Genomic DNA, 552 nt, shown 5'->3' on the forward strand with positions numbered 1-552 from the left:
TCGAGACGGGGCTCGAGCTGAGCACCGTCGACACCGATCCGATCCTCGAACTCGGCGCCGGAGCGCGGGTCGCGGTGTCCTCCACCGGGACCGTGTTCGCGGTGTCGACGGAGGAGAGCGAACTCCACACGCTGCCCTCCGACGGTTCGGAGTCGTCGACGCAGGCGATGCCGCCCCTCGAGGACATCGAGATCGCAGCCGCCGGCGAGAAGCCCGTGATCTTCGATCGGACCGGGAACCGCATCGTGACGGAGGACGGCTCCGCAGTCGATCTCCCCGAGACGGGCCTCGCCCTGCAGCAGTCGAGCTCCTCCGACGACGTCGCGCTCGTTGCGACGGGCGACGCCCTCATCGCCGTCCCCTTGTCCTCCGACGACGACCCCACGGTCGTCGACGCGCGCGTGAACGCCGCATCCACGGAGGCCTCGGATGTCGCGGCCCCTGTGAACCTCGGCGGGTGTTGGCACGGGGCGTGGTCGTCGTCGAGCCGCTACCTCGCGGTGTGCGGTGACGAGACGGACCGGCAGGACGTCGAGCCGACGGCGGACGGGT

General features: G+C 70.8%; 1 protein-coding gene. It reads left to right on the top strand.

Features of this window, described 5'->3' with window-relative positions:
- The coding region (locus ELQ94_RS17405; RefSeq protein WP_166404902.1) for a hypothetical protein at window positions 1-552 on the top strand (552 nt) is incomplete at both ends.

Origin of the sequence: Labedella endophytica (genome assembly GCF_003990045.1) — a bacterium.
In the GTDB taxonomy this organism is placed as follows: Bacteria; Actinomycetota; Actinomycetes; order Actinomycetales; family Microbacteriaceae; genus Labedella; species Labedella endophytica.